Consider the following 22,768-nt stretch of genomic DNA (forward strand, 5'->3'; position numbering starts at 1 on the left):
GAGTGGAGTCGTTATGCAACAATCTACCCCTTATCTCTCATTTCGCGGCATCACCATGACGTTCCCGGGCGTTAAGGCGTTGTCTGATATTAGCTTTGACTGCTATAGCGGGCAGATCCACGCGCTGATGGGCGAAAACGGCGCCGGGAAGTCCACCCTCTTAAAAATTCTCAGCGGCAACTACATTCCGACTGCTGGCAATCTACAGATTGCCGGGCAGGAGAAGACCTTCAGCAATACCACCGAAGCGTTGAATGCGGGCGTGGCGATTATCTACCAGGAGCTGCATCTTATCCCGGAGATGACCGTTGCTGAGAACATTTATCTCGGTCAACTGCCGCATAAAGGCGGCATTGTGAATCGCTCATTGCTGAATTATGAAGCACGGCTGCAGCTGGAACATCTGGGATTGGATATCGATCCGCAGACGCCGCTGAAGTATTTGTCGATAGGTCAGTGGCAGATGGTTGAAATTGCTAAGGCGCTGGCGCGCAATGCCAAGGTTATTGCCTTTGATGAACCCACCAGTTCACTTTCTGCGCGGGAAATCGACAACCTTTTCCGCGTGATTCGTGAACTTCGTGAAGAAGGGCGAGTGATTATTTATGTTTCTCACCGCATGGAGGAGATTTTCGCGCTTAGCGATGCCATTACCGTGTTCAAAGATGGTCGCTATGTGTGCACCTTCAGTGATATGCAGCAGGTGAACCAGGATACGTTAGTCCAGGCGATGGTTGGCCGTAACCTCGGCGATATCTACGGCTGGAAACCTCGTGAATATGGCCGCGAGCGGCTGCGGCTGGAGGAGGTAAAAGCGCCGGGCGTCAGGATGCCGGTGAGTTTATCGGTGCGCAGCGGTGAAATCGTCGGCTTATTCGGCCTGGTTGGCGCCGGGCGTAGCGAACTCATGAAGGGGTTGTTTGGCGGGAGCAAAATTACCGGTGGTCAGGTCTATATCGACGGCCAGGCGATCGCTATCCGTAAACCGGCGCAGGCAATTCAGGCGGGAATGATGTTATGCCCGGAGGATCGCAAAGCGGAAGGTATTATTCCGGTGCACTCGGTGCGCGATAACATCAACATCAGCGCGCGGCGCAAACATATTCATGCTGGCTGCGTGATCAATAACGCCTGGGAGGCGCGCAATGCCGACCAGCATATCCAATCGCTGAATATCAAAACCCCTGGCGCCGGTCAGCTCATTATGAATCTCTCTGGCGGCAATCAGCAAAAGGCAATCCTCGGCCGTTGGTTGTCGGAAGAGATGAAAGTGATCCTGCTTGATGAGCCGACCCGCGGTATTGACGTTGGTGCGAAGCATGAAATCTACAACGTTATCTATGCTCTGGCGGCCTCTGGCGTGGCGGTCGTCTTCGCCTCCAGCGACCTGCCGGAAGTGCTTGGCGTCGCCGACCGTATCGTGGTGATGCGCGAAGGCGAAATCGCCGGCGAGCTACGCCATGAAGATGCAAATGAACAGCAGGCATTGAGCCTTGCGATGCCTAAAGTTAGCCAGGCTGTGGCCTGAGTAAGGAGTCAACGATGTCATCTGTTACTACGCCAGGTACCGCACGGTCCTCCTTCAGCTTCGGCAGAATCTGGGATCAGTTCGGCATGCTGGTAGTGTTCGCGGTGCTGTTTATCGGCTGCATGATTTTTGTGCCTAACTTTGCCTCTTTCGTCAATATGAAAGGGTTGGGGCTGGCAATTTCAATGTCGGGGATGGTTGCCTGTGGAATGTTATTCTGTCTGGCTTCTGGTGATTTTGATCTGTCGGTTGCTTCAGTGATCGCCTGCGCCGGCGTGACGACGGCGGTGGTGATTAACCTCAGCGAAAGCCTGTGGATAGGGATCGCCGCCGGGCTTTTACTGGGCGCTGTCAGCGGGTTGGTGAACGGATTTGTTATTGCTCGTCTGAAGATTAATGCCCTGATTACCACCCTTGCCACGATGCAGATAGTTCGCGGGCTGGCCTATATTATTTCCGATGGTAAGGCGGTTGGGATTGAAGATGAGCGTTTCTTTACCCTGGGTTATGCCAACTGGTTCGGTCTACCCGCGCCTATCTGGCTGACGGTCGCCTGTCTGATCATCTTTGGCCTGTTGCTGAATAAAACCACCTTTGGTCGCAACACGCTGGCAATCGGGGGGAATGAAGAAGCGGCCCGTCTGGCGGGAGTGCCGGTTGTTCGCACCAAGATCATCATCTTTGTGCTTTCCGGATTGGTCTCGGCCGCGGCGGGGATTATTTTGGCCTCGCGCATGACCAGCGGCCAGCCGATGACCTCAATTGGCTATGAGTTGATTGTTATCTCGGCGTGCGTACTGGGCGGCGTATCGCTAAAAGGCGGGATCGGCAAGATTTCGTATGTTGTGGCGGGGATCCTGATCCTCGGTACGGTAGAAAATGCGATGAACCTGCTGAATATATCGCCGTTCTCACAGTATGTGGTTCGCGGGGTGATTCTGCTGGCGGCGGTCATTTTCGATCGCTATAAGCAAAAAGCGAAACGCTCGATTTAATTTGTCACAAACTTTAAAGTCTACTCGCAATATGTCGCCAACGCTCGCTGCGCTGGCGACAACTATCAAAAATGGCGAGGCTGGTCACACTGTCTATACTTACATGGCTAACAATTCGTTAACAACCAGCGTAACGCTGGCCATGATAAGGAGGAAGACAGGGTGGCTGACCAGATATCTGTACCGCCTGAGCTAATCGGAAACTACGCATTTTTCCTGGATCTTGACGGCACGCTTGCCGATATCAAACCTCATCCCGATCAGGTTGTTATCCCCGAAAACGTCCTTCAGACGTTGCGAGTACTGGCACAGCAGCAACATGACGCTGTGGCATTGATTTCAGGGCGCTCATTATCCGAGCTTGATGAACTGACCCGTCACTGGCGGCTACCGCTTGCCGGCGTCCACGGGGCTGAACGCCGTGATATCAATGGTAAAAGACACGATGTATCACTGCCGTCGGCGCTGAGCCGTGAAGTCGGCGAGGCGCTAACGTCTGCGTTGCAGTCGCTACCCGGTAGCGAACTGGAAGACAAAGGCATCGCCTTTGCCCTGCATTATCGGCAAGCGCCGCAGCACCAGAGCGCTGTGTTGGCGCTGGCTCAGCAAATTGTGCAGCGCTATCCGATTCTGGCGATACAACAGGGTAAGTGTGTGGTGGAGATTAAGCCACGTGGGATTAACAAAGGCGAAGCTATTGCGGCATTTATGCGCGAAGCGCCATTTGCGGGACGAAAACCGGTATTTATCGGCGATGATTTAACCGATGAGGCCGGGTTTACCGTCGTTAATCAACTGGAGGGCGTCTCGATCAAAGTCGGCGGCGGCGATACCCTGGCGCATTGGCGGCTACCCAACGTGGCAGCCGTCCATCAATGGTTACGCCATATCGTCGATCATACGCGGAGCCTGGAGGTATTAACGAGCGGGAGGGATGACCATGAGTCGTTTAGTCGTAGTATCTAACCGTATAGCCTCGCCTGATGATAAAAAAAACAGCGCTGGCGGCCTGACGGTCGGCATCTTAGGCGCGCTGAAGGCCAGCGGCGGTCTGTGGTTTGGCTGGAGCGGCGAGATTGGCGATGATCGCCAACCGCTGAAGAAAGTGAGCAAAGGGGACATTTCGTGGGTCTCTTTTAACCTCAATGCAGAAGATCACGAGCAGTACTACAACCAGTTTTCTAACGCCGTGCTATGGCCAGCTTTTCACTATCGTCTCGACTTAGTCGATTTTCAACGAACGGCCTGGGAAGGTTATCAACGCGTTAACGCCGCGGTGGCGCAGAAACTGCTGCCGCTGCTTGCCGATGACGATATGATTTGGGTTCATGATTATCATTTGCTGCCGTTCGCCAGTGAACTGCGCAAAAATGGCGTAAAGAATCGCGTTGGTTTCTTCCTGCATATCCCATTTCCGACAGCCGAAATTTTTAATGCGTTACCACCGCATGCGGAACTCCTGAGGCAGCTCTGTGATTATGATTTGTTAGGTTTCCAGAGCGAAAGCGACCGGCAGGCGTTTATTGATTGCGTCGCCCAGCAGACCACGCTTATCGAGAGAGATAGTCAGCGTCATAGCGCATGGGGCAAAACGTTTCGTACCGCCGTCTATCCAATTAGCATCGAGCCGCAGGAGGTGGCGCGCTGCGCCAGCGGACCGTTGCCGCCTAAGCTGGCGCAGTTGAAGGCGGAACTCAAAAGCGTGAAGAATATTTTTTCCGTTGAACGCCTCGACTATTCCAAAGGGCTACCGGAGCGTTTCCAGGCTTATGAAGCCTTATTGGAAAACTATCCGCAGCATCGGGGGAAAATTCGCTACACCCAAATAGCGCCAACCTCGCGTGGTGATGTCCCGGCCTATCAGGATATTCGCCATCAGCTTGAAATGGCTGCCGGGCGAATTAACGGTCATTATGGTCAGTTGGGGTGGACGCCGCTTTATTACCTGAATCAGCACTTTGATCGCAAGTTGTTAATGAAGGTATTTCGGTATTCCGATGTCGGCCTGGTGACGCCGCTGCGCGATGGTATGAACCTGGTGGCGAAAGAATTCGTCGCCGCCCAGGATCCGCAAAATCCTGGGGTACTGGTGTTATCGCAGTTTGCGGGGGCCGCCAACGAACTGACATCGGCGCTTATCATCAACCCCTACGATCGCGATGAGGTCGCGGCGGCGTTGGATCGCGCTCTGACCATGCCGCTTGCCGAGCGAATTATCCGCCACGGCAACATGCTTAACGTTATCGAAAACAATGACATCAATAACTGGCAGGCGCGATTCGTTGCCGATCTAACGCGTGTAAAGCGGCGCGAAGATAGCTGCCAGCGGCCGCCTATGGTGACGCCGTCTACCTAGCCGATCCGGCTGATGCTTCGGCATCAGCCTACTCCAGGGAAACCAACAGCACATCGACACCGCTGCTGCCGACAATATGCTTCGCCGAACAGGTCGCGCGGGAAAACAGGCTCTGGTTATGATTGCCGCAGATGACCAGATCAACGTGATGCTGGCGGCAAAAATCCTTCACGTGATGGCAAAGTTCGCCGCTGGCGATGGTCATTTTGTTGATAGGGTAATCCGCTTGCGCAGCCAGTTCATTGAGAAAACCACGTGTTTCCTCGTGCATGATTTCACGCAGATTTTCCAGCATCGGCGCGGCAAACTGATTGTACATTTCTGGATCCGTGGCCAGCGTGATCAGGCTGACTTTGGCACTGAGCGGACGGGCAATGGACACCGCTTTCTTAACCAGCATGCGGCTTTCCGGCGTCGGGGCGACGGCGACCAACAGATGTGAGTAGGGCATCTAGCCTCCTTGAGATACGCAACGGACCTTTCTACTTTCTTTACTCCTAATTCCACTTCTCTACAAGGGTTATTCACCCGACTGAAAAACATCTGTCGCCAGGCTCGTAAAGTCAGATTTTGGCAGCATTCTCGCAAAAATGAGCATCGCTTTTGCTTTAAAAGAAACGCTGTTTTATAAATCGGTGACGCACGGTGGTCGACCCTTTGTTTTTTTGCCACTCAACGGTTCGACCTGGCAAAAATGCCAAGGTAAGCCGGTTTCCATACTTTTACTGTAGTCATGTATCCGCAAAATTTCGGCATAACCCGCGGTAAAGCCGAAGTTCTCTAATAAAAAAGACACAGGATTTACGGTGATGAAAACACGTAAAATCGGTTTGGCTAACTATCTCGCCTACGGTTCCGGCGACTTCCTCGGCGCAGGAACCACCGCGCTTACCGCAGCATGGCTACTCTATTTTTACACCACCTTCTGCGGCCTATCGCCGATTGAAGCGACGCTGATTTTTGCCACCGCGCGCGTGCTCGACGCGGTCGTCAGTCCCCTGATGGGTTTTTTGACCGATAATTTTGGCTCAACCTGGTTGGGTAAACGCTTTGGAAGACGTAAATTCTTTATTTTACTCGGTATTCCATGCGTCTTTAGTTATTCGATGATGTGGGTGGGCGGGATGGGATTCTGGTACTACCTCGCCACTTATCTGCTGTTTGATATTGTCTATACCATGATTCTGGTACCTTACGAGACGCTGGTGCCGGAGATGACTGATGACTTTAAACAGAAAACCAAATTCTCCGGCGCGCGTATCTCAATGGCGCAAATGTCGGCGATTTTAGCCTCATTCTTGCCAGGTATCTTGCTCACTCAACTGGGTAAAGACAACGCCAGTTCGTTCTTTTACGCAAGCCTGGTCTTTTCCGTGCTGTGCGCCTTAATGCTCACATTCGTCTGGTTTTTCACCTGGGAACGCCCACGGGAAGCGTGGAGTGAAGCGGCGCTGCGCGCAGAAGAGGAAAAGCATAGCTTAACCCTCGTGCAAAGCCTTAACCGCCTGTTCATCGAACTCAGTTCCACGCTGCGGATTAAGATCTTCCGCCAGCATCTTGGCATGTATCTGGGGGGCTATATCGCGCAGGATGTTTTCAACGCCGTGTTTACCTATTACGTGGTCTTTGTGCTGATGCAGGAAGTTTCCGTCGCTTCTAACTTGCTCGGTACGATGGCCGTTTTCCAGTTTATTGCCGTCATTGCCATGATTCCGCTGTGCATCCGGTTTGGTCCCGCACCTTCTTATCGTATGGTGGTGGTGTTGTTTGGCCTGAGTTCGCTCTCTTATGCGATGCTGTACTACGCGGGGATGAGCGACGTTTATGCATTATTACTGCTGGTTTCCGCGATTGCCGGTCTGGGGCGCGGCGGCATTAACTACGTGCCGTGGAATACCTACACCTATATTGCCGACGTCGACGAAGTGATCACCGGCCAGCGCCGTGAGGGCATTTTTGCCGGCATCATGACGCTCACCCGCAAAGCATCGCAGGCGGGGGCAGTGATGCTGGTTGGCATCATCATGCAGTTGTCTGGCTTTGTCTCCGGGCAAAAAATTCAGCCAGAAGGTGTCAGCCATACCATTCTGTTGATCCTCAGCATCGGTACCTTACTGGTGTTGGCCTGCGGCTTCCTGGTTTCCCTGCGCTTTAAGCTCAATTTGCATACCCACAGCGTACTACGCGCCGAAACACTCAAAATGCGTGAGGCCGGCCACGCCCAGCCGGAACTTACCTCTGCGGAAAACCGTGCGGTGGTAGAGATGCTGGCGGGTATGCCTTACGCCTGCCTGTGGGGTAATAACAACATTGGCTACCTGAATCGCAATAAACCTGCCGCCCCGGCTCTGAATCAGGGTGGTGCTTTGAATTCGACATATACCAGAGGTTAAGAACATGAAAGTTTGGCCGGTTAAACATAGCCCATTACTGTGTCAGCCTGAACGCTTTATCGATCGCAGTGAACTGCAGGCGCTGATCCGTAACGTGACGCAAAATCTGGTGAATATTAAGGATGAAAGCGGGCAATTTTTACTACGGCTTGACGATGGGAGAGTTATCGATACCAAAGGATGGGCTGGCTGGGAGTGGACTCACGGCGTCGGATTGTACGGTATCTACCAGTATTACCAACAAACCGGTGAGGTGGCGATGCGCGATATCATCGACAGCTGGTTTGCTGAACGCTTTGCCGAAGGGGCGACCACGAAAAACGTTAATACGATGGCGCCGTTCCTGACGCTGGCCTATCGTTTTGAAGAGACCGGGCGACAGGAGTATCTGCCGTGGCTCGATAGCTGGGCCGAATGGGCGATGTATGAGATGCCGCGCACCGAGCAGGGTGGCATGCAGCATATTACTCTGGCGGAGGAAAACCATCAGCAGATGTGGGATGACACACTGATGATGACGGTGTTGCCGCTGGCGAAAATCGGCAAGCTGCTTAACCGCCCGCAGTATATTGAAGAAGCGACCTATCAGTTCTTGCTGCATGTACAGAACCTGATGGACAGGGAGACTGGCCTGTGGTTCCACGGCTGGAATAATGAAGGTCAGCACAACTTTGCCCGTGCGCGCTGGGCGCGCGGCAACAGTTGGCTCACGATGGTGATTCCAGATTTCCTGGAGCTGGTGGATTTACCGGAAAGCAGCGCCATCCATCGCTATCTGGTGCAGGTGCTGAATGCGCAAATTGCCGCATTGGCGAAATGCCAGGATGACAGCGGCTTGTGGCATACTCTGCTTGATGACCCTCATTCCTATCTTGAGGCTTCAGCAACAGCGGGTTTCGCCTACGGTATCCTGAAAGCGGTGCGTAAACGTTATGTCGGACGGGAGTATGCGGAAATCGCGGAAAAAGCGATTCGCGGCATCGTGCAAAATATTTCTCCTGCAGGGGAACTGCTGCAAACCTCGTTCGGTACCGGTATGGGATCCGACCTCGATTTTTATCGTCAGATTCCGCTAACGTCGATGCCGTATGGCCAGGCGATGGCGATTCTTTGCCTGACGGAGTATCTGCGCAAGTATTTCTGAGAAGGGCAAATAGACCCCGGTGGCGCTGCGCTTACCGGGGCGACAAATAAAACAAACCCGGCAACAGCCGGGTTTGTTTTTACATACGCTCGACGGTTTCAATACCCAGGGTATCAAGGCCCAGCTTCAACGTTTTCGCCGTCAGCAGCGCCAGCTTCAGGCGGCTGTTACGGGTCGCTTCGCTTTCAGCGCTCAGGATCGGGCAATGCTCGTAGAAACCAGAGAACAGGCCCGCCAGGTCGTACAGGTAGGCGCACATTACGTGCGGGGTACCTTCACGGGCGACGACGGACAAGGTTTCTTCGAACTGCAGCAGGCGCGCGGCCAGCTGCGCTTCGCGATCTTCGCTAATGACCACTGGCGCCGCCGTCAGCGCGCTTTCGTCAATACCGGCTTTACGGAACACGGACAGCACGCGGGTGTAGGCATACTGCATGTATGGCGCGGTATTGCCTTCGAACGCCAGCATGTTGTCCCAGTCGAAGACGTAATCGGTCGTCCGGTTTTTCGACAGGTCGGCATATTTCACCGCGCCGATACCGACAGCATTCGCCAGCTTTTCCAGCTCATCGGCTGACATATCCGGGTTCTTCTCGGCTATCAGGCGGCGTGCGCGTTCCAGCGCTTCGTCCAGCAGATCGGCCAGTTTGACGGTGCCGCCGGCGCGGGTTTTGAACGGCTTGCCGTCTTTACCCAACATCATGCCGAACATGTGGTGTTCCAGCGGTACGGATTCCGGCACATAACCGGCTTTACGCACGATGGTCCACGCCTGCATCAGGTGCTGGTGCTGACGGGAGTCGATGTAGTAGAGCACGCGGTCGGCATGCAGCGTTTCGTAACGGTATTTCGCGCAGGCGATATCGGTCGTGGTATAGAGGTAGCCGCCATCCTTTTTCTGGATGATGACGCCCATCGGTTCGCCTTCTTTGTTTTTGTACTCATCAAGGAAGACCACGGTCGCGCCTTCGCTTTCAACGGCCATGCCTTTCGCTTTCAGGTCGGCGACGATCCCCGGCAGCATGGGGTTGTACAGGCTTTCGCCCATCACGTCATCGCGAGTCAGGGTCACGTTCAGACGATCGTAGGTGATCTGGTTTTGCGACATGGTGATGTCGACCAGCTTACGCCACATCTGCAGGAAGTATTCATCGCCGCCCTGCAGCTTAACGACGTAGCTACGTGCGCGCTCGGCGAAAGCTTCATCTTCATCGTAGTGTTTTTTCGCTTCGCGATAGAAACCTTCGAGATCGGCCAGCGCCATCTCGCCAGCGTTTTCCTGCTGCTGCTTTTCCAGATACGCGATCAGCATGCCGAACTGAGTACCCCAGTCACCGACGTGGTTGGCACGGATAACGTTGTGGCCGAGGAACTCCAGGGTGCGCACCGATGCATCGCCAATGATGGTCGAACGCAGGTGGCCGACGTGCATTTCTTTCGCCACGTTCGGCGCGGAGTAATCGACGACGATGGTCTGCGCTTGGGGCTTAGCCACGCCCAGGCGCTCGGACTGCAGCGCGCGATTGACGTTGTCCGCCAGGAAGGCCGGATCGAGGAAAATATTGATAAAGCCAGGCCCGGCGATTTCAACCTTGTTGGCAATGCCGTTCAGATCGAGATGAGACAGTACCTGCTCTGCAAGTTGTCGCGGCGCCATGCCCAGTTTTTTAGCAACAGCCATCACGCCATTGGCCTGATAGTCGCCGAACTGAACTTTTGCTGACTGGCGGACCTGAGGTTCGCAATCGGCAGGCGCGCCTGCCGCGATCAGGGCCTGGCTGACTTTTTCTGAGAGAAGAGCCTGAATATTCACCGGAATACCTTACTTTTAAGGCGCGATAACCCCTGTGGGGCGGCGCCGGAACATGGACAAATTAAGGCGGGAGTATACTGCATTTGCGCCCAGCCGTCAGCACTGCGCGTGAGTTGTAAAGCAGCACGCTTAATGAATAACCATTCGCCGTCCCGTCAGGCAGATTGCTGGTTGGTCAGGGCTGCGAAACAGGATAAATTAGCCCTTTTGGCGATGACCGAGGCGCAAGATGGCAAACTGGCAGCACATTGACGAACTGAATGATATTTCCGCGGACCTACCGCGTTTTAGCGATGCTCTACGGGCGTTGGCCGATCGTCTGGGGTTGGAGATGGCGCCGCTGGAGGCCGACCATATTTCGCTGCGCTGTCATCAGAATGCGACAGCGGAACGTTGGCGTCAGGGGCTGGAACGCTGCGGTGCGCTGCTCTCGGAAAATATTATTAATGGTCGCCCCATTTGCTTGTTTAAGCTGGCTGAACCTATCTGCGTCGCTCACTGGCGTTTCACGGTGGTGGAGTTACCCTGGCCGGGTGAAAAGCGCTATCCGCACGAAGGTTGGGAGCATATCGAAATTGTTTTGCCGGGCGACCCGGAAACGTTAAACGCGCGCGCGCTGGCGCTACTCAGCGATGAGGGGCTAAGCCAGCCGGGGATATTCGTGAAGACCAGTTCGCCGAAAGGAGAACGCGAGCGCCTGCCGAATCCGACGCTGGCGGTAACTGACGGTAAAGTGACCATCAAATTCCATCCCTGGTCGATCGAACAAATCGTCGCCAGCGAGCAATCCGATGCTTAACAGTGTGAAGCGGCGCGGCGTCTGTGAATATAAATCGTGACATGCTGTGTTGCCCATAATGAGAATGGAGAAGGGAATGATGTTGCTGGAAGTCTGCTGCTATAGCATGGAGTGCGCGCTGGAGGCGCAGCGTCGCGGCGCCGATCGCGTAGAATTGTGCGCAGCGCCGCAGGAGGGCGGGTTAACGCCGTCGCTGGGCGTGCTGCGTTCAGTGCGTGAAATCGTTTCGATCCCGGTACACCCGATTATCCGTCCGCGCGGCGGTGATTTTTGCTACACCGAAGGCGAGTTTGCCGCCATGCTGGATGATGTAGCGACGGTCAGGGATTTGGGTTTCCCGGGGTTGGTTATTGGCGTACTCAATAGCGAAGGCCAGGTTGATATCGCGCGTATGCAGAAAATTATGACAGCGGCAGGCTCGCTGGCGGTGACCTTCCATCGGGCCTTTGATATGTGCGCCGACCCGCGCCAGGCCTGGTATACGCTCGCTGAATTGGGCGTTGCGCGGATCCTGACTTCCGGCCAGCAGCCGACGGCCGAACAAGGTCTTGCAAAAATTATGGAACTAATTGCGCTTGGCGATACTCCAATCATTATGGCCGGAGCAGGAGTGCGGGCTGCCAATCTGCAACAATTTTTGCAGGCGGGAGTCAAAGAAGTACACAGCTCAGCGGGGCAATGGTTGCCGTCGCCGATGCGCTTTCGTAATCCGGGGTTGTCGATGTCTACCGACGCCGATGCCGATGAATATTCCCGCTACGCCGTTAACGGCGAAGCGGTGGCGGAAATGAAGCAGATTATTTCTGCCGCGCGTGGGTAAGCCGCGCAGCCAACTGTTTTTTGCTGCACATCATGTCGCCCAATATGATGATTGCCCGTACCAGGCCCCTGCAATTTCAACAGGGGCCTTTTTTTATCCAGCGTGCGCTGACATCAGGAAGAGGACGGCTATGCCTGCGCAGCGGCCGCTTTTTTCGCCAGCGACTGCTGCGTTTCCGGTTTGCTGGCGATGATCACCGCGCGCAGCGGCGCTGGATAACCTTCCACCGTTTTACCGCTGTCATGTGGATCGAGGAAGTCGGCGAGTGATTCAGTCGTCATCCACTCGGTACGGCGCTGTTCTTCGGGGGTAGTCACACAGGTATCCACGATGCGTACATCGATAAACCCGCACTTCTCAAGCCACTGTTTCAATGCGGCGGCGGAAGGAATGAAGTAGACATTACGCATTTGCGCGTAGCGATCGCCGGGGACCAGCACGGTATTTTCATCGCCTTCAACCACCAGCGTCTCCAGTACCAACTCGCCGCCAGGGGCTAACTGATCTTTGAGTTGCCACAGATGGTCAAGCGGGGAACGACGATGATACAGCACGCCCATCGAAAAAACGGTATCAAAAGCTTCCAGCGCCGGCAGTTGTTCGATGCCGAGAGGAAGCAGGTGCGCGCGCTGATCGTTGCCAATCAGTTTACGTACCGCTTCAAACTGGCATAGGAATAACTGTGTTGGATCGATGCCGACGGCCAGATGCGCGCCAGCGCCGATCATCCGCCACATGTGATAACCGCTACCGCAACCAACATCGAGGATCGTCCGCCCGGTGAGATCGGACAGATGCGGCAGCACGCGATCCCATTTCAAATCGGAACGCCATTCGGTATCGATGTCGATACCGTACAGCGAATAGGGGCCTTTGCGCCACGGCATCAGGTTTTTCAGCAGGTTTTCAATTCGCAGCTGGTGACCTTCGCTGAGCGGCGTTTCGCTTTCTGCGGTAACGCTGTGCAGCAGGTCCAGACGCCATGGCGCGAGTTCCGGCAGAAACTCAACGGCGCGCGACCACTCGCGAAACTTGCCGTGTAACGCATCGCGCTGCCAGGCTGCGACCTGAGCAGGCAGGGTTTCCAGCCAGTGGGAAAGCGGCCCTTTCGCGATCAACTGATAAAAGTTACTGAAGTCGATCATGACTGACCCTCTGATTTCACCGCTACCAGCGAGCCAAAGTTAAAGCACTGGAACCACAGTTCGGCATGTTCAAAACCGGCCTGACGCAGGCGCGCCTTATGGGTTTCTACCGAGTCGGTCAGCATTACATTTTCCAGCATGCTGCGTTTCTGGCTGATTTCCAGTTCGCTGTAGCCGTTGGCGCGTTTGAAATCGTGGTGCATGTTAAATAGCAGTTCGCCGACGTTAGCGTCTTCAAAACTGAATTTCTCAGAAAGCACCAGCGCGCCGCCCGGATTCAGCCCTTGATAGACTTTATCGAGGATCGCCTGACGTTCGCTCGGCTCCAGGAATTGAATAGTAAAATTCAGCACCACCATTGAGGCGTTTTCAATAGCGATATGACGAATGTCGCCCTCGATAACCTCAACCGGTGTCGGCGCTTTGTAGGCATCGATATGGCGACGACAGCGCTCCACCATGGCCGGGGAATTATCGATAGCGATAATTTTGCATCCCGGATGCGCAATGTTGCGACGTACGGAAAGCGTCGCAGCGCCCAGCGAGCAACCGAGGTCGTAAACCTGAGTGTTGGGCTGAACAAAACGCTCAGCCAGCATGCCGATCATAGAAATAATATTGGAATATCCAGGAACAGAGCGCTGGATCATATCCGGGAAGACTTCGGCTACCCGTTCATCAAAGGTCCAGTCGCCGAGGCTGGCAATCGGCGCGGAAAAAAGCGTATCGCGGTGAGACATAACGTTAAACCCGAAAAAACGAAAACGGCGTATTGTGCGCTAACGCAGGGAGAAAACCAACTCCCAGGGCATATACCACAGGTTAGCCAGCACCATCAGCAACAATGAGCACCAGGTGGCGCTCATTCCCGAGCGCCGCCAGCGGTACAGACGATGATGAAAACCGTAGGAGTGCATCAGGCGTCCGGCAATCAGCAAAATACCGCAGAGATGCACCATCCAGGTGAGCGCGCCGTTCATTTCCATGAACAGCAGTAAAATAAGCCCAATGGGGACGTATTCCACGGCGTTACCGTGAACACGAATGGCGACCTGCAGTTCGCTAAAACCGCCGTCGCCGTAACCGACGCGATATTGTGTGCGCAGACGTACCACATCGAAGGAAAACTTGATTAACAATAACGCACCCAAAACCGCATACAGCGCGCTGACCATACCCAAAACTCCCTTTAATTATGTCAGGTGGCTCCGACTATCATAGCAGGATATCAGAAAAGCGAGGATTGCTGCGGAATTGACGGCGCGGCGCCGACATCCGGCAGCACGGCGCGCAGGTCTTCCCACAAAGTATCGACCAACTCCGGCGCCTGGGCGATATCCGGCGTATGCAGAAATAGCCACGGCGTGGCCGACTGACGCCACTTCGGCAGTGTTTGCAGCCAAACGCGAAACAGCTCGCGGTTCTGCGCCATATCGTCGCTGCCGATAAAACGCACCATCGGCTGCTGCCCGGTCATGACCGCATGTACCGGAACCTTCGGTTTCTTTTTTTGGGCGTCGATCATCGCCGGGTTGCGCGCGATAGCGCTGTGCACTGGTCGGCTATCGAGGATCACGCGGTTCGCGTTGCGCTGGTGCAGGCCGCGATTAAGCTGCTGTTCGGCATCGCCTTTGGCGAAAAACTCCGGGTGACGCACTTCAACGCCGTAACTGAAACCTTTGGGCAGCGAATCGAGGAAATGCCACAGGGCAGGGAGATCGCGTGGGCCGAAAGTGGCGGGCAGCTGTAGCCAGTACTGGCCAATGCGTGATTCCAGCGGCGCCAGGCGGGCGAAAAACTCGCGGCTTAAATCGTCGCAGTCGCGTAATGCCGCCTGATGAGAAATCGTCGCCGGGAATTTGAAGCAGAAACGAAAATCATCGTGGGTTTGCTGGTACCAACGATCGACGATCTCAGCCTTGGGTAAAGCATATAGCGTCGTATTGCCCTCCACGCAGTTAAAGTGGCGGGCATACTCTTCAAGGCCGGTGATGCCAAGGCGCACCCATTTAGGATGCGACCATTGCGGGAGCCCGATATACATCATAAGGCGGCGATAATGTCCTCGGTGCTGCGTACGCGGGAGAGACGCGGGAAGATGTGCGTCATGCTGCCCTGATGCTGTTCAGCGGATGCGGCGCTGCAGGCGTCCTCGGCGACCACCAGATTGAAGCCGAGCTCCCAGGCGTTACGCGCGGTGGACTCAACGCCGATATTGGTCGAAATGCCGCACAGAATAATGGTGTCGATACCGCGGCGGCGCAGCTGCAGCTCAAGGTCGGTGCCGTAAAACGCGCCCCACTGGCGTTTGGTGACTTCGATATCGCTATCCTGCTTGCCAAGTGCAGCCGGATAGGTCCACCAGTTGTCCGGCAGCTTTGCCGCGCCCGCTTGCGCGTCAACCGGCTGTTTTAACGCTTCGGCGAAATCAGCAGACCAGCCGACGCGAACCATGACCACGGGCGAACCTTGTTGGCGGCATTTTTGCGCCAGTTTTGCCGCGCGCGCGACCACATCGTCGGCGCGGTGCGGGCCGCCGGCGAAAGGTAAAATGCCATCTTGCAGGTCAATAATGACCAGCGCGGTTTTTTTCGCATTGAGTTCTAACATGGTATCCCCGTATCTTGTTCTGTTGTCAGGCCGCTACAATACCGTTGCTAATTCGGCTCCAGGGTAACAAATTTTGTTAATTTTTGTGAGTACAGGCAATAAGCGCACAGCAAAACAGCGTACAAACTGCGTCGGGCTTATCGCCAGAAAGAATTTCCAGTATAATAGCCGCCTTTTTTCATTCAGTAGTGACATTCAGCAAAGCTGCGACCTCGTCGCCTGCAAGGCAGGCAACATCCGCCTGCGGCTAAGTTAAGGGATATCTCATGCGTACAGAATATTGCGGACAGCTACGTCAGTCCCACGTGGGGCAGCAAGTGACCTTGTGTGGTTGGGTCAACCGTCGTCGTGATCTCGGCAGCCTTATCTTCATTGATATGCGCGACCGTGAAGGCATCGTGCAGGTGTTTTTCGACCCGGATCGCGCGGAGGCGTTAAAACTGGCTTCCGAACTGCGTAATGAGTTCTGCATCCAAATCACCGGTACCGTACGTGCGCGTGAAGAGCGCAACGTCAACCGCGAGATGGCCACTGGCGAAATTGAAGTGCTGGCGTCAGACCTGACCATCATCAACCGCGCTGAAGCGCTGCCGCTGGACTCCAACCACGTCAACACCGAAGAAGCGCGTCTGAAATATCGTTATCTGGATCTGCGTCGTCCGGAAATGGCCCAGCGTCTGAAAACTCGCGCGAAGATCACCAGCTTCGTACGTCGCTTTATGGATGACCACGGTTTCCTCGATATCGAAACCCCGATGCTGACCAAAGCCACGCCGGAAGGCGCGCGTGACTACCTGGTGCCATCGCGCGTGCATAAAGGTAAATTCTACGCGCTGCCGCAGTCTCCGCAGCTGTTCAAACAGTTGCTGATGATGTCCGGTTTCGATCGCTACTATCAGATCGTCAAATGCTTCCGCGACGAAGACCTGCGTGCCGACCGTCAGCCTGAATTCACGCAGATCGATGTCGAAACCTCCTTCATGACCGCGCCGCAGGTGCGTGAAGTGATGGAAGAGCTGGTGCACAAGCTGTGGCTGGACGTGAAGGGCGTCGACCTCGGTCAATTCCCGGTTATGACCTTTGCCGAAGCCGAACGCCGTTACGGTTCTGATAAACCGGATCTGCGTAACCCGATGGAGTTGGTCGATGTGGCTGACCTGGTGAAAGCGGTGGAATTCGCTGTCTTCTCCGGCCCGGCTAACGATGCCAAAGGCCGCGTTGCCGCACTGCGCGTACCGGGCGGCGCCGCGCTGACCCGTAAGCAGATTGATGAATACGGCAAATTCGTGCAGATCTACGGCGCGAAAGGGCTGGCTTATATTAAAGTGACCGAGCGTGCGAAAGGCCTGGAAGGCATCAACAGCCCGGTGGCTAAATTCCTTAACGCCGAAATCGTGGAAGCGATCCTTGAGCGCACTGGCGCACAGGATGGCGACATGATCTTCTTCGGCGCCGACAACAAAAAAGTGGTTGCCGATGCGCTGGGCGCGCTGCGTCTGAAACTGGGTAAAGACCTGAACCTGACCGACGAGAACAAATGGGCGCCGCTGTGGGTTATCGACTTCCCGATGTTTGAAGACGACGGCGAAGGCGGCCTGACCGCAATGCACCACCCGTTCACCTCGCCGAAAGATATGACGGCGGCAGACCTGAAAGCGGCGCCGGAAGACGCGGTTGCGAATGCCTACGATATGGTTATCAACGGTTACGAAGTCGGCGGTGGTTCGGTGCGTATCCACAGTGGTGAAATGCAGCAAACCGTGTTTGGCATTCTGGGGATTAACGAACAAGAACAGCGTGAAAAATTCGGCTTCCTGCTGGATGCGCTGAAGTACGGTACACCGCCGCACGCTGGCCTGGCATTTGGTCTGGATCGTCTGACCATGCTGCTGACCGGCACCGATAACATCCGTGACGTTATCGCATTCCCGAAAACCACCGCTGCCGCGTGCCTGATGACCGAAGCGCCAAGCTTCGCTAATCCGACCGCGTTAGGCGAACTGGGTATTCAGGTTGTGGCGAAAGAGACAAAAGAGTCTCCGGAGAACAACTAAGATGTCATTCAAGCTGCCTGTCTCCGTTCTGGTGGTGATTTACGCCGAGGATACGAAGCGGGTGCTGATGTTGCAGCGACGCGATGACCCCACTTTCTGGCAGTCGGTTACCGGCAGTCTGGAAGCGGGGGAAACCGCGTTGCAGGCCGCCGCGCGCGAAGTAAAGGAAGAGGTCGCCATTGATGTTGCTTGCGAGCAACTGGCCTTAATTGACTGTCAGCGTACGGTGGAGTTCGAGATTTTTTCTCACTTACGTCATCGCTATGCGCCGGGCGTCGAGCGCAATACGGAGTTTTGGTTCCGTCTTGCGCTGCCCCATGAGCGCCAGATTGTTTTTACCGAACATCTGGATTACCGCTGGGTTAGCGCGTCGGACGCCGCCGCGTTAACCAAATCGTGGAGCAACCGGCAGGCGATTGAAGAATTTGTAATTAACGCCGGGTAACTTCCTGCGGCGTTTGTCGCGGAAAAACGGCTTTTTTGGAGAGTTTTTTATGGCAGGTCATAGTAAATGGGCCAACACCAAGCACCGCAAAGCGGCACAAGATGCCAAGCGCGGTAAGATCTTTACTAAAATCATCCGCGAGCTGGTTACCGCAGCGCGTCTGGGTGGCGGCGACATCGGCTCTAACCCGCGTCTGCGCGCGGCGGTAGATAAAGCGCTGTCCAACAACATGACTCGCGACACCCTGAACCGCGCTATCGCGCGCGGCGTCGGCGGCGACGATGACGCGAACATGGAAACCATCATTTATGAAGGTTACGGCCCGGGCGGTACTGCGGTCATGGTTGAGTGTCTGAGCGACAACCGTAACCGTACCGTTGCTGAAGTGCGCCACGCCTTTACCAAAACCGGCGGCAACCTCGGTACCGATGGTTCGGTTTCTTATCTGTTCAGCAAAAAAGGCGTTATCTCCTTCGAAGCTGGCGATGAAGACACTATCATGGAAGCGGCGCTGGAAGCGGGCGCTGAAGACGTGGTGACCTATGACGATGGCGCAATCGACGTGTACACCGCCTGGGAAGAGATGGGCGCGGTGCGTGATGCGTTGGAAGCGGCTGGTCTGAAAGCCGACGCCGCTGAAGTATCGATGATCCCGTCGACTAAAGCGGATATGGATGCGGAAACCGCGCCGAAGCTGCTGCGTCTGATCGATATGCTGGAAGACTGCGACGACGTCCAGGAAGTTTATCATAACGGCGAAATCTCTGATGAGGTTGCCGCTACGCTGTGATACCGGTAATCGGTATCATTGGTGAGTTGTTACTGGAGGCGCGTGATGGCTATTATTCTCGGCATTGACCCGGGGTCGCGCGTGACCGGTTATGGCGTGATTCGCCAGGTCGGGCGGCAGTTGAGCTACCTCGGCAGCGGATGTATCCGCACCAAAGTAGACGATCTGCCGTCGCGGCTGAAGCTGATTTACGCTGGCGTCACCGAAATTATCACCCAGTTCCAGCCTGACTATTTCGCCATTGAGCAGGTCTTTATGGCGAAAAATGCCGATTCGGCATTGAAGCTTGGGCAGGCGCGCGGAGTGGCGATTGTCGCGGCGACGAACCAGGACCTACCGGTCTTTGAGTACGCCGCCCGCCAGGTAAAGCAGACCGTCGTCGGGATAGGGAGCGCGGAAAAAAGCCAGGTGCAGCATATGGTGCGTACCTTGCTGAAGCTCCCTGCGAATCCGCAGGCGGATGCGGCGGATGCGCTGGCTATTGCCATCACCCACTGCCACGTCAGCCAGAATGCGGCTCAGATTAGTGAGAGTCGGCTCAATCTGGCGCGCGGGCGGTTACGATAATAATAAATCAGGCTGGATATTCATCCAGCCTTTTTTTATGATAACGCATTAGACTTTCGGCCCTTTATTCAGGAGCGCTACGTGATAGGCAGACTCAGAGGCATCATTCTCGAAAAGCAACCCCCGCTGGTATTACTGGAAACCGGAGGCGTAGGTTATGAAGTCCATATGCCGATGACGTGCTTCTATGAGCTACCGGAAGCCGGGCAGGAAGCCATTGTCTTTACCCACTTCGTGGTGCGCGAAGATGCGCAGCTGCTGTATGGTTTTAATAACAAGCAGGAGCGCACGCTGTTTAAAGAGCTGATTAAAACCAACGGCGTTGGGCCGAAACTGGCGCTGGCGATCCTTTCCGGCATGTCGGCACAGCAGTTCGTGAATGCGGTTGAACGCGAAGAAGTCGCGTCACTGGTGAAACTGCCGGGCATTGGTAAGAAAACCGCCGAGCGTTTAATCGTCGAGATGAAAGACCGCTTTAAAGGCCTCCACGGAGACCTGTTCACCCCTGCGGCCGATCTGGTGTTGACCTCGCCAGCGGGTCCGGCCGCCGACGATGCGGAACAAGAAGCCGTTGCCGCGCTGGTGGCTCTGGGTTATAAACCGCAAGAGGCCAGCCGGATGGTGAGCAAAATCGCCCGTCCGGACGCCAACAGTGAAACGCTAATCCGCGAAGCGCTGCGCGCGGCGTTGTGAGGTAAGGGATGATTGAAGCAGATCGGCTGGTATCAGGCGACAGCGTCGGTTTTGAAGAGGCCGCTGACCGCGCTATCCGCCCTAAATTACTCGCAGAGTACGTCGGCCAGCCGCAGGTGCGTTCGCAGATGGAGATTTTTATCCAGGCGGCAAAACTGCGCGGCGATGCGCTCGATCACCTGTTGATTTTTGGTCCGCCAGGGTTGGGGAAAACCACGCTGGCGAATATCGTTGCCAACGAAATGGGCGTCAATCTGCGCACGACTTCTGGCCCGGTGCTGGAAAAAGCCGGCGATCTGGCGGCGATGCTGACCAATCTTGAGCCCCACGATGTCCTGTTTATCGATGAAATCCACCGCCTTTCACCGGTTGTGGAAGAGGTGCTGTATCCGGCGATGGAAGATTATCAGCTGGATATTATGATCGGCGAAGGCCCGGCCGCGCGCTCGATTAAAATCGATTTACCGCCGTTTACCCTGATCGGCGCCACGACCCGCGCCGGATCGCTGACGTCGCCGCTGCGCGACCGTTTTGGTATTGTGCAGCGCCTTGAGTTCTATCAGGTACCCGATCTGCAGCACATTGTCGGTCGCAGCGCCCGCCATATGGGGCTGGAGATGAGCGATGAAGGGGCGCTGGAAGTGGCGCGTCGCGCGCGCGGTACACCGCGTATCGCCAATCGCTTGCTGCGTCGGGTTCGAGACTTCGCGGAAGTGCGCCACGATGGCACCATCTCCGCGGAAATCGCCGCTCAGGCGTTGGATATGCTCAATGTTGATGCGGAAGGGTTTGACTATATGGACCGCAAGCTGCTGCTGGCGGTAATCGACAAATTCTTCGGCGGGCCGGTTGGCCTTGATAACCTCGCGGCGGCTATCGGCGAAGAGCGGGAAACAATTGAGGATGTGCTGGAGCCGTACTTAATTCAGCAGGGGTTCTTGCAGCGGACGCCGCGTGGCAGGATGGCGACGGTACGCGCCTGGAATCACTTCGGCATCACGCCGCCGGAAATGCCTTAATTAAACCCGGTAGCGTTGCGCTACCGGGTCATCTCTATACCCTGAATCAGCTCGCCGCTTTCTTCGTCATACTGAGAATAAACAGCGCCGCCGCGCACAACACCACCGATGGCCCCGCTGGTGTGTCGTAGAACGCCGAAAAGGTCAACCCGCCGGTCACCGCCAGCATGCCTACGCCAACGGCGACAGCAGCCATCTGTTCCGGGGTGCGAGCAAAACGGCGTGCAGTAGCCGCCGGGATGATCAGTAATGAGGTGATGATCAGTGCGCCGACGAATTTCATTGCCACGCCGATAGTCAGTGCAGTGACCAGCATCAGTAGCAGCTTAACCCGTTGTAGTTTCACACCATCGACAAAGGCTAAATCCGGGCTGATGGTCATTGCTAACAGGTTGCGCCACTGCCAGAGTAGGATCGCCACCACAATCACTACGCCGATGGCGATGGAAATGAGATCCTCCGGCGTCACGGCTAACAGGTCGCCAAAAAGATAGGCCATCAGGTCAACGCGAACATTCGACATCAGGCTAACGACCACCAGGCCCAGCGACAGCGCGCTGTGCGCCATAATACCCAACAGCGTATCGACCGCCAGGTGAGGGCGCTTTTCCAGCCACACCAGGCCGCCAGCCAGTAGCAGAGTGACCACGATAACCGCGTAAAACGGATTGACGTTAAGCAACAAACCGAATGCCACACCAAGCAGCGAGGCATGAGCCAGCGTATCGCCAAAGTAGGACATTCTCCGCCAGACCACAAACGAACCCAGCGGACCCGCCGCACAGGCGAGCATCATTCCGGCTAACCAACCGGGCAACAGTAATTCAATCATCAGCGGCCATTTCCCCGACGCAGTACAATCCGCCCCTGCAGGTCGTGGCGGTGATTATGTTGGTGACGATAGATCCCCAGCTGTTCCGCGCCGCGCGGGCCGAACATGGAGATAAATTCCGGGTGCATCGAGACCACTTCCGGCGTGCCGGAGCAGCAAATATGCTGATTCAAACACAGGACTTCGTCGGTTTTCGCCATCACCAGGTGGAGATCGTGGGAGACCATTAATACGGCACAGTTTAGCTCCTGACGCAGTTGGTTGATCAGGTCGTACAGCGCCACCTGACCGTTGACGTCGACGCCCTGCGTCGGTTCGTCCAGTACCAGCAGCTGTGGTTGATTGAGTAGGGCGCGCGCCAGTAGCACACGCTGGGTCTCGCCGCCGGAGAGTTTTTGCATCGGCGCCTCGATCAGGTGTCCGGCCTGCACGCGTTGTAGCGCCGGCATAATATCCTGTTTACGCGTTCCCGGACGCAGGCGCATAAAGCGGCTGACCGTCAGCGGCATGGTGGCATCAAGATGCAGTTTTTGCGGTACATAACCGATGCGTAGGTTTTTCTCGCGATGGATTAAACCTTCGGTCGGGGTAACCAGACCGAGCACCACGCGTACCAGCGTTGATTTCCCGGCGCCGTTCGGGCCAAGAAGCGTTAGAATTTTGCCTGGTCTTAGCGTGAGCGAAATGTCAGACAGTATGCGCCGCTGGCCGTAGACGACCGCGACTTTTTCCAGCGTTACAAGATTCGTCATGTCAAATTAGGGG

The 22,768-nt window shown here is 55.5% G+C and carries 23 protein-coding genes; 14 read left to right on the top strand and 9 right to left on the bottom strand.

The annotated features are described in order from the left end of the window. Positions 1 to 13: 13 nt before the first annotated feature. The 4 genes from araG (at position 14) to otsA (ending at position 4,879) form a co-directional block, all read left to right on the top strand. Positions 14 to 1,528, top strand: a complete 1,515-nt coding sequence (gene araG, locus PYR66_08805; GenBank protein ID WEF29783.1) for an L-arabinose ABC transporter ATP-binding protein AraG — start codon at positions 14 to 16, stop codon at positions 1,526 to 1,528. A 14-nt stretch (positions 1,529 to 1,542) separates the two neighbouring features. Beyond that, positions 1,543 to 2,523: an L-arabinose ABC transporter permease AraH gene (gene araH, locus PYR66_08810; protein WEF29784.1), complete on the top strand. Its 981-nt coding sequence runs from the start codon at positions 1,543 to 1,545 to the stop codon at positions 2,521 to 2,523. Between the two features lie 162 nt (positions 2,524 to 2,685). Then, positions 2,686 to 3,489 (top strand): trehalose-phosphatase, encoded by an 804-nt coding sequence (otsB, locus tag PYR66_08815; protein WEF29785.1) that lies wholly within the window; start codon positions 2,686 to 2,688, stop codon positions 3,487 to 3,489. Beyond that, complete coding sequence (gene otsA, locus PYR66_08820; GenBank protein WEF29786.1) at positions 3,464 to 4,879, top strand: alpha,alpha-trehalose-phosphate synthase; 1,416 nt, start codon at positions 3,464 to 3,466, stop codon at positions 4,877 to 4,879. Before otsB ends, otsA begins: the two co-directional genes overlap by 26 nt. Positions 4,880 to 4,907: 28 nt before the next feature. Here otsA and uspC read toward each other — a convergent pair whose 3' ends face one another. After that, a complete protein-coding gene (gene uspC / locus PYR66_08825; protein WEF29787.1) occupies positions 4,908 to 5,330 on the bottom strand; it encodes a universal stress protein UspC in 423 nt (140 codons plus the stop codon). Positions 5,331 to 5,688: 358 nt separating this feature from the next. On the opposite strand from uspC, the gene PYR66_08830 reads away from it, so the two are divergent. Further along, positions 5,689 to 7,272: an MFS transporter gene (locus PYR66_08830; GenBank protein ID WEF29788.1), complete on the top strand. Its 1,584-nt coding sequence runs from the start codon at positions 5,689 to 5,691 to the stop codon at positions 7,270 to 7,272. Between the two features lie 4 nt (positions 7,273 to 7,276). Then, entirely contained in the window at positions 7,277 to 8,416 is a 1,140-nt protein-coding gene (locus PYR66_08835) for a glycoside hydrolase family 105 protein (GenBank protein ID WEF29789.1), read from the top strand. Between the two features lie 79 nt (positions 8,417 to 8,495). Here PYR66_08835 and argS read toward each other — a convergent pair whose 3' ends face one another. Next, the gene (gene argS / locus PYR66_08840; GenBank protein WEF29790.1) at positions 8,496 to 10,229 is read right to left on the bottom strand and encodes an arginine--tRNA ligase; all 1,734 of its coding nucleotides are present in this window, start codon (positions 10,227 to 10,229) and stop codon (positions 8,496 to 8,498) included. A 229-nt stretch (positions 10,230 to 10,458) separates the two neighbouring features. Here argS and PYR66_08845 point away from each other — a divergent pair, with 229 nt between their 5' ends. Continuing rightward, the gene (locus PYR66_08845) at positions 10,459 to 11,028 is read left to right on the top strand and encodes a VOC family protein (GenBank protein ID WEF29791.1); all 570 of its coding nucleotides are present in this window, start codon (positions 10,459 to 10,461) and stop codon (positions 11,026 to 11,028) included. A gap of 76 nt (positions 11,029 to 11,104) precedes the next feature. After that, complete coding sequence (cutC, locus tag PYR66_08850; protein WEF29792.1) at positions 11,105 to 11,848, top strand: copper homeostasis protein CutC; 744 nt, start codon at positions 11,105 to 11,107, stop codon at positions 11,846 to 11,848. Positions 11,849 to 11,976: 128 nt separating this feature from the next. Here the strand turns inward: cutC and cmoB are convergent, their stop codons facing one another. Genes cmoB through PYR66_08875 form a run of 5 tightly spaced genes read right to left on the bottom strand, consistent with a single transcriptional unit; the run spans position 11,977 to position 15,603 of the window. Continuing rightward, positions 11,977 to 12,993, bottom strand: a complete 1,017-nt coding sequence (gene cmoB, locus PYR66_08855; protein ID WEF29793.1) for a tRNA 5-methoxyuridine(34)/uridine 5-oxyacetic acid(34) synthase CmoB — start codon at positions 12,991 to 12,993, stop codon at positions 11,977 to 11,979. After that, the gene (gene cmoA / locus PYR66_08860) at positions 12,990 to 13,733 is read right to left on the bottom strand and encodes a carboxy-S-adenosyl-L-methionine synthase CmoA (GenBank protein WEF29794.1); all 744 of its coding nucleotides are present in this window, start codon (positions 13,731 to 13,733) and stop codon (positions 12,990 to 12,992) included. The genes cmoB and cmoA overlap by 4 nt, the downstream gene beginning before the upstream one ends. A gap of 39 nt (positions 13,734 to 13,772) precedes the next feature. Further along, the gene (locus tag PYR66_08865; protein ID WEF29795.1) at positions 13,773 to 14,168 is read right to left on the bottom strand and encodes an MAPEG family protein; all 396 of its coding nucleotides are present in this window, start codon (positions 14,166 to 14,168) and stop codon (positions 13,773 to 13,775) included. A 53-nt stretch (positions 14,169 to 14,221) separates the two neighbouring features. After that, positions 14,222 to 15,040 carry a DUF72 domain-containing protein gene (locus tag PYR66_08870; protein WEF29796.1) on the bottom strand — a complete coding sequence of 273 codons (819 nt, stop codon included), beginning with the start codon at positions 15,038 to 15,040 and terminating at the stop codon, positions 14,222 to 14,224. Next, complete coding sequence (locus tag PYR66_08875; protein ID WEF29797.1) at positions 15,037 to 15,603, bottom strand: hydrolase; 567 nt, start codon at positions 15,601 to 15,603, stop codon at positions 15,037 to 15,039. The genes PYR66_08870 and PYR66_08875 overlap by 4 nt, the downstream gene beginning before the upstream one ends. Before the next feature lie 266 nt (positions 15,604 to 15,869). Between PYR66_08875 and aspS the strand changes: the two genes are divergently transcribed. The 6 genes from aspS to ruvB all read left to right on the top strand — a co-directional run bounded on the left by aspS (position 15,870) and on the right by ruvB (position 21,171). Continuing rightward, a complete protein-coding gene (gene aspS / locus PYR66_08880; protein WEF29798.1) occupies positions 15,870 to 17,657 on the top strand; it encodes an aspartate--tRNA ligase in 1,788 nt (595 codons plus the stop codon). 1 nt (position 17,658) lies between these two features. Further along, positions 17,659 to 18,102: a dihydroneopterin triphosphate diphosphatase gene (nudB, locus tag PYR66_08885; protein ID WEF29799.1), complete on the top strand. Its 444-nt coding sequence runs from the start codon at positions 17,659 to 17,661 to the stop codon at positions 18,100 to 18,102. Between the two features lie 49 nt (positions 18,103 to 18,151). Further along, the gene (locus PYR66_08890; GenBank protein ID WEF29800.1) at positions 18,152 to 18,892 is read left to right on the top strand and encodes a YebC/PmpR family DNA-binding transcriptional regulator; all 741 of its coding nucleotides are present in this window, start codon (positions 18,152 to 18,154) and stop codon (positions 18,890 to 18,892) included. 45 nt (positions 18,893 to 18,937) lie between these two features. Continuing rightward, complete coding sequence (gene ruvC, locus PYR66_08895; GenBank protein ID WEF29801.1) at positions 18,938 to 19,459, top strand: crossover junction endodeoxyribonuclease RuvC; 522 nt, start codon at positions 18,938 to 18,940, stop codon at positions 19,457 to 19,459. Positions 19,460 to 19,540: 81 nt separating this feature from the next. Continuing rightward, positions 19,541 to 20,152 carry a Holliday junction branch migration protein RuvA gene (gene ruvA / locus PYR66_08900; protein WEF29802.1) on the top strand — a complete coding sequence of 204 codons (612 nt, stop codon included), beginning with the start codon at positions 19,541 to 19,543 and terminating at the stop codon, positions 20,150 to 20,152. Positions 20,153 to 20,160: 8 nt separating this feature from the next. Next, complete coding sequence (gene ruvB / locus PYR66_08905; GenBank protein ID WEF29803.1) at positions 20,161 to 21,171, top strand: Holliday junction branch migration DNA helicase RuvB; 1,011 nt, start codon at positions 20,161 to 20,163, stop codon at positions 21,169 to 21,171. A 46-nt stretch (positions 21,172 to 21,217) separates the two neighbouring features. Here ruvB and znuB read toward each other — a convergent pair whose 3' ends face one another. Both znuB and znuC read right to left on the bottom strand, forming a co-directional pair. Next, positions 21,218 to 22,003 (bottom strand): zinc ABC transporter permease subunit ZnuB, encoded by a 786-nt coding sequence (gene znuB, locus PYR66_08910; protein ID WEF29804.1) that lies wholly within the window; start codon positions 22,001 to 22,003, stop codon positions 21,218 to 21,220. Further along, on the bottom strand, positions 22,003 to 22,755 hold the full coding sequence (gene znuC, locus PYR66_08915; GenBank protein WEF29805.1) for a zinc ABC transporter ATP-binding protein ZnuC: 753 nt from the start codon (positions 22,753 to 22,755) through the stop codon (positions 22,003 to 22,005). The genes znuB and znuC overlap by 1 nt, the downstream gene beginning before the upstream one ends. Positions 22,756 to 22,768: the final 13 nt, after the last annotated feature.

Origin of the sequence: Klebsiella aerogenes, from assembly GCA_029027985.1 — a bacterium.
GTDB lineage: Bacteria > Pseudomonadota > Gammaproteobacteria > Enterobacterales > Enterobacteriaceae > Klebsiella > Klebsiella aerogenes_A.

Excerpts from the sequence above, each read along its gene's own strand:
- ruvC (WEF29801.1), top strand. The coding sequence starts at position 18,938 with ATGGCTATTATTCTCGGCATTGACCCGGGGTCGCGCGTGACCGGTTAT.
- PYR66_08870 (WEF29796.1), bottom strand. The coding sequence starts at position 15,040 with ATGATGTATATCGGGCTCCCGCAATGGTCGCATCCTAAATGGGTGCGC.
- cutC (WEF29792.1), top strand. The coding sequence starts at position 11,105 with ATGATGTTGCTGGAAGTCTGCTGCTATAGCATGGAGTGCGCGCTGGAG.
- nudB (WEF29799.1), top strand. The coding sequence starts at position 17,659 with ATGTCATTCAAGCTGCCTGTCTCCGTTCTGGTGGTGATTTACGCCGAG.
- PYR66_08865 (WEF29795.1), bottom strand. The coding sequence starts at position 14,168 with ATGGTCAGCGCGCTGTATGCGGTTTTGGGTGCGTTATTGTTAATCAAG.
- aspS (WEF29798.1), top strand. The coding sequence starts at position 15,870 with ATGCGTACAGAATATTGCGGACAGCTACGTCAGTCCCACGTGGGGCAG.
- cmoA (WEF29794.1), bottom strand. The coding sequence starts at position 13,733 with ATGTCTCACCGCGATACGCTTTTTTCCGCGCCGATTGCCAGCCTCGGC.
- araG (WEF29783.1), top strand. The coding sequence starts at position 14 with ATGCAACAATCTACCCCTTATCTCTCATTTCGCGGCATCACCATGACG.
- araH (WEF29784.1), top strand. The coding sequence starts at position 1,543 with ATGTCATCTGTTACTACGCCAGGTACCGCACGGTCCTCCTTCAGCTTC.
- uspC (WEF29787.1), bottom strand. The coding sequence starts at position 5,330 with ATGCCCTACTCACATCTGTTGGTCGCCGTCGCCCCGACGCCGGAAAGC.
- PYR66_08845 (WEF29791.1), top strand. The coding sequence starts at position 10,459 with ATGGCAAACTGGCAGCACATTGACGAACTGAATGATATTTCCGCGGAC.
- PYR66_08835 (WEF29789.1), top strand. The coding sequence starts at position 7,277 with ATGAAAGTTTGGCCGGTTAAACATAGCCCATTACTGTGTCAGCCTGAA.
- PYR66_08890 (WEF29800.1), top strand. The coding sequence starts at position 18,152 with ATGGCAGGTCATAGTAAATGGGCCAACACCAAGCACCGCAAAGCGGCA.
- PYR66_08875 (WEF29797.1), bottom strand. The coding sequence starts at position 15,603 with ATGTTAGAACTCAATGCGAAAAAAACCGCGCTGGTCATTATTGACCTG.
- PYR66_08830 (WEF29788.1), top strand. The coding sequence starts at position 5,689 with ATGAAAACACGTAAAATCGGTTTGGCTAACTATCTCGCCTACGGTTCC.
- znuC (WEF29805.1), bottom strand. The coding sequence starts at position 22,755 with ATGACGAATCTTGTAACGCTGGAAAAAGTCGCGGTCGTCTACGGCCAG.
- cmoB (WEF29793.1), bottom strand. The coding sequence starts at position 12,993 with ATGATCGACTTCAGTAACTTTTATCAGTTGATCGCGAAAGGGCCGCTT.
- ruvB (WEF29803.1), top strand. The coding sequence starts at position 20,161 with ATGATTGAAGCAGATCGGCTGGTATCAGGCGACAGCGTCGGTTTTGAA.
- otsA (WEF29786.1), top strand. The coding sequence starts at position 3,464 with ATGAGTCGTTTAGTCGTAGTATCTAACCGTATAGCCTCGCCTGATGAT.
- znuB (WEF29804.1), bottom strand. The coding sequence starts at position 22,003 with ATGATTGAATTACTGTTGCCCGGTTGGTTAGCCGGAATGATGCTCGCC.